This is a genomic window from Actinophytocola sp. (assembly GCF_045807065.1).
Lineage (GTDB): Bacteria > Actinomycetota > Actinomycetes > Mycobacteriales > Pseudonocardiaceae > Actinophytocola.
The window spans coordinates 1-3,896 of the sequence record NZ_JBJMIE010000800.1 but is presented as its reverse complement, the minus strand read 5'-3'; the positions used below and the strand labels follow the sequence as shown (position 1 = coordinate 3,896).

6 protein-coding genes are annotated in these 3,896 nt (G+C 70.8%); 4 read left to right on the top strand and 2 right to left on the bottom strand.

Going from position 1 to position 3,896, the window contains the following annotated elements:
- Window positions 1-75 precede the first annotated feature (75 nt).
- The 4 genes from ACJ73U_RS46295 to ACJ73U_RS46280 are packed head-to-tail and all read left to right on the top strand — an operon-like array spanning window position 76 to window position 2,525.
- The gene (locus tag ACJ73U_RS46295) at window positions 76-885 is read left to right on the top strand and encodes an ABC transporter permease (protein WP_407784177.1); all 810 of its coding nucleotides are present in this window, start codon (window positions 76-78) and stop codon (window positions 883-885) included.
- A complete protein-coding gene (locus tag ACJ73U_RS46290; RefSeq protein WP_407784176.1) occupies window positions 882-1,142 on the top strand; it encodes a helix-turn-helix transcriptional regulator in 261 nt (86 codons plus the stop codon). Before ACJ73U_RS46295 ends, ACJ73U_RS46290 begins: the two co-directional genes overlap by 4 nt.
- Before the next feature lie 21 nt (window positions 1,143-1,163).
- A complete protein-coding gene (locus tag ACJ73U_RS46285; RefSeq protein WP_407784175.1) occupies window positions 1,164-1,679 on the top strand; it encodes a methylated-DNA--[protein]-cysteine S-methyltransferase in 516 nt (171 codons plus the stop codon).
- 12 nt (window positions 1,680-1,691) lie between these two features.
- The gene (locus ACJ73U_RS46280) at window positions 1,692-2,525 is read left to right on the top strand and encodes a PaaX family transcriptional regulator C-terminal domain-containing protein (RefSeq protein ID WP_407784174.1); all 834 of its coding nucleotides are present in this window, start codon (window positions 1,692-1,694) and stop codon (window positions 2,523-2,525) included.
- A gap of 4 nt (window positions 2,526-2,529) precedes the next feature.
- Here ACJ73U_RS46280 and ACJ73U_RS46275 read toward each other — a convergent pair whose 3' ends face one another.
- Window positions 2,530-3,237 (bottom strand): SAM-dependent methyltransferase, encoded by a 708-nt coding sequence (locus tag ACJ73U_RS46275; protein ID WP_407784173.1) that lies wholly within the window; start codon window positions 3,235-3,237, stop codon window positions 2,530-2,532.
- Window positions 3,238-3,896 (bottom strand): GNAT family N-acetyltransferase (locus tag ACJ73U_RS46270; protein ID WP_407784172.1); only part of this gene is annotated, 659 nt, incomplete at its 5' end.

Below are 3,896 nucleotides of genomic sequence, written 5' to 3'. Positions count from 1 at the left end.
TTCGACCGGCTGGAAGTGCTGGAAACCACCGCGGAGGCAATCATCAACAGCCGGCCGCTGGGAACCATTGCCCCCATGTCGGCCGGCGTGATTGCGGAGCTGCGGCAGACGTTCAGGACGTCCCAGGACCTGTGGAACTACTTCTTCCCCAACGCGGTCCTGCTGGTCGTCATGTTCTTCATGAAGGGCGCCGCGGTGCCCGGCACGTCGTTCTCGCTCGGCTCGCGCACGTTACCCAGCGTGGTCGGCATGGGAGTGGCGTTCACCGGGATGGTGACGCTGGCGATGTCGCTGGCCGTCGAGCGGGAAGACGGCACGCTGCTGCGGGCGAAAGCGATCCCGAACGGCATGCTCGGTTACCTGATCGGCAAGATCACACTGCTCTCCGGCATGGTGGTGATCTCCCAGCTGATCATCCTGGTCCCGAGCCTGTTCATGCTGGACGGCATCTCGATCAACTGGTTCACGCTGATCTGGGTGCTCGTGATCGGCCTGGTCGCGACCCTGCCCATCGGCGCGGTGATCGGCTCGCTCTTCTCGAACCCGCGCAACGCCGGGATCGTGATGCTGCCGATGATGGGGCTCACCGCGATCTCCGGCATCTTCTACCCGATCAGCGCGATGCCCGACTGGGTGCAGGGCATCGCCCAGGTGTTCCCGATCTACTGGCTCGGGCTGGGCATGCGGTCGGCGATGCTGCCGGACGCGCTGCGGATGGCGGAGATCGGCGACTCGTGGCGACACCTGGAGACGCTGGGCGTCCTCCTGGCCTGGGCCGTGGTGGGTCTGCTGGTGGCCCCTATGGTGATGCGCAGGATGGCACGCCGCGAGTCCGGCTCGACGGTGGCGGAACGGCGCGAACGGGCAATGCAGCGGGTGACATGACAGGGAAGAACACGGCCGGCGAGACGATCTACAACCGGATCGCGATGCTGCGCGTCGAACGCGGGGTCTCGCGCCGGCAGCTGGCGGAGGCGCTGGGCGTCCACTACCAGACGATCGGCTACCTGGAGCGGGGCGAGTACAGCCCGTCGCTGTACCTCGCCCTGCGGATCGCGGAGTACTTCGGGGTGGCGGTCGAGGTGGTCTTCTCCACCTCGCCGTTCCCCCGGCTCGGTGACACGTCGGAGCAGTCCGCTTGAGTACCCGCGCATAATGACCTGATGGGCACCGTGGCGTTCGGCAGTGTGCCGACCGAACTTGGCGACGTCCTGGCGGCGGTCACCGACGATGGACTGGTGGCCACCGCCTTCACCGACTCGCCACACATCAGGGCCGCGATCGCCGCGCGGCTCGGCCTGCCCGAGGCCGAGTCCCCGGCGATGGGCGGCGTGCTGGCTCAGCTGAGGCAGTACTTCGCCGGCGCTCGCCGGCAGTTCGAGGTGACGGTGGACTGGCGGCTGATGTCCACCGCCCAGCGCCGCGTGCTCGGCACCCTCTACAAGACGGTGCCCTACGGCAGGGTCGTGACGTACGGGGAGCTGGCGGCCCGCAGCGGCAGCGGTATTCCGCCGCGCGGCATCGGTTCGATCATGGGCAGCAACCCGATCCCGATCGTGGTGCCCTGCCACCGGGTGGTCGCCGGCGACGGCCTCGGCGGGTTCAGCGGCGGCACCGGCGTCGAGTCGAAACGCCGTCTGCTGACGTTGGAGGGTTATCTGCCTCCGACCCTCTTCTAGGACTGGGGGCTTATGTCCGGACCGGTGGTGAGCCGCCGCCGCGAGGTGAGCGGTGGCAGCGCGCGTTCTCTGCTCACGACGGTGCTCGGCGAGTTCGTGCTGCCACTGGACCGCTCGGTGTGGACGTCGACGTTGGTGGCGGCGCTGGCGTTGTTCGGCATTGAGGAGAAGGCGGCCCGGCAAGCGCTTGCCCGCACGGCGGCCGAGGGCTGGCTGCGTTCCGACCGCGTCGGCAGGCGAGTGCGGTGGACGCTGACCGAGCCGGCCCGCCGACTGCTGGCCGAGGGCGCGGGCAGGATCTACGGGTTCGGCAGCGGGTCCCGGGAATGGGACGGCCGGTGGCTGGTCGTGCTGGTGTCGGTGCCGGAGACGCAGCGGGACCTGCGGCACAAGCTGCGGACCAGGCTCAGCTGGGCGGGGTTCGGCTCCCCCACCGCGGGCGTGTGGATCACCCCGCACCTGGCCGCCGAGGCCGACGCGAAGCTCATCCTGGACGAGCTGGACCTGTCGTCGCAGGCGATGTCGTACCTGGCCCAGTACGGCGCACTGGGGTCCGAGCTGTCGATGGTCGAGCGGGCGTGGGACCTGGCCGAGGTCGCGACCCGGTACCAGGCGTTCGTGGACGAGTTCACCACGCTGGCACCGTCCACACCGGACGAGGTGCTGCGCGCGCAGACCATGCTGGTGCACGAATGGCGGCGGTTCCCCTTCCTGGACCCGCAGCTGCCGGCGGAGCTGCTGCCCCCGAGGTGGAGCGGCACCACGGCGACGGCCCTGTTCAACGAGCTCCACGTCCGGTGGCGCACGCCCGCGCGGGAACGCTGGTCCGAGCTCGCCGCGGACTGACGTGCTACCTGGCCAGGACCAGGTACGCGAAGCCCAGCACCCCGCGGTAGGCGGTCAGGTACTCGCGTTCCCGCTCGTCCTGTTGCCGCCGCACCTCCGGCGCCCGCGGGTCCGCCGGGTTGGCCAGCAGCCATCGGCGCGGCCCGGCGCGGTGGCGTGACTCGAAGTCGTCCCACTCGTGTTGGTCAGCCGTGCTCAGGTGCAACACGTGCCAGCCCAGCCGGCCGCAGGCCGCGACCAGGTCGGCGAGCGGCAGGACGTCGTCGCTGAAGATGGCGTGCGCCGGCGCGGTGGGCGGCGACTCCCAGCAGCCGTCGCCCACCAGCACGCGGCCGCGCGGTACGACCTCGGCGAGCCGCTCCAGCATCGGTCGCGTGCCGCCCAGCGTGTGCGCGGAACCGACGCACAGGGCGCGGTCGGCGGTGCCGCGCCAGTCCTGCGCCCGCTGCTCGACGAACGTGACGTCCAGGCCGCGATCCATGGCCGCTCGCCGCCCGCGGTCCAGGCCCGCCGGGTCGGTGTCGACGCCGACGGCGCCGGCCCGGGTCCGTTCCGCCGCGCGCAGGAGCAGCTCGCCCCAACCGCAGCCCAGGTCGACGACGTGCGTCGCCCCTCCCAGGTCGAGGTGGTCGAGCAGTTCGTCGGCGTGGCTCTCGGACAGCGGGGTGTTCCAGCGCAGGGCCGCGTACCGCGCGGCGGCGAGCGTATCCATCTACTTGAGGTAGACCCTTTCCTGAGTGACCGGATAGCCGGCGCGGGCGAAGGTGGCGACCATCGGGGTGTTCGTGGTGTCGGTCTCCGCCACGATCTCCTCGACGTCCTGCTCGACCAGCAGGTGCGTGGACTCGACGAGCAGATCGTAGGCGTACCCGTGGCCCCGCTGCTCCGGCACGACTCCGACGATCCCGATCACCGGTGACGCGTGGTTGCGGCCGGGCACGGTCAGGCCCACGAGATCACCGTCCCGGGTGAACGCGAGACGCCACCAGTCACGGGGTGACGGCATCCACTTGAGGAAGTCCAACTCATCCCGGGCGGCCGCGTCCACGCCGTCCTTCTCGCGCGTGCGCACCTCGTGCGCGTCGAGCGACCCGTGCACGACGCGGCGCAGGACGTCGAGGATCACCTCGTCGTCGGGTTCCTCGCGGTAGACGAGCCGGCCGGGGCGTGCGGGCAGGCCGTCCCGGGGTGTCCACCGGTACATCAGCCGCTCGACGAACGGACGCATCCCGGCCTTCTTCGCGACCTCGATCCTGGCCTCGCCGGCGGCCCGCGCGGCCGGGTCGTCCCGCCAGCCCGGCGGCAGGAGCAGGCAGAAGTCGGCGCTGAACCCCGCCTCGCGCAGGAGCAGCTCGCCCCAACCGCAGCCCA

Coding starts and splice junctions, on each gene's coding strand:
- ACJ73U_RS46290 (WP_407784176.1), top strand. CDS start 882: ATGACAGGGAAGAACACGGCCGGCGAGACGATCTACAACCGGATCGCG.
- ACJ73U_RS46275 (WP_407784173.1), bottom strand. CDS start 3,237: ATGGATACGCTCGCCGCCGCGCGGTACGCGGCCCTGCGCTGGAACACC.
- ACJ73U_RS46285 (WP_407784175.1), top strand. CDS start 1,164: ATGGGCACCGTGGCGTTCGGCAGTGTGCCGACCGAACTTGGCGACGTC.
- ACJ73U_RS46295 (WP_407784177.1), top strand. CDS start 76: ATGTCGGCCGGCGTGATTGCGGAGCTGCGGCAGACGTTCAGGACGTCC.
- ACJ73U_RS46280 (WP_407784174.1), top strand. CDS start 1,692: ATGTCCGGACCGGTGGTGAGCCGCCGCCGCGAGGTGAGCGGTGGCAGC.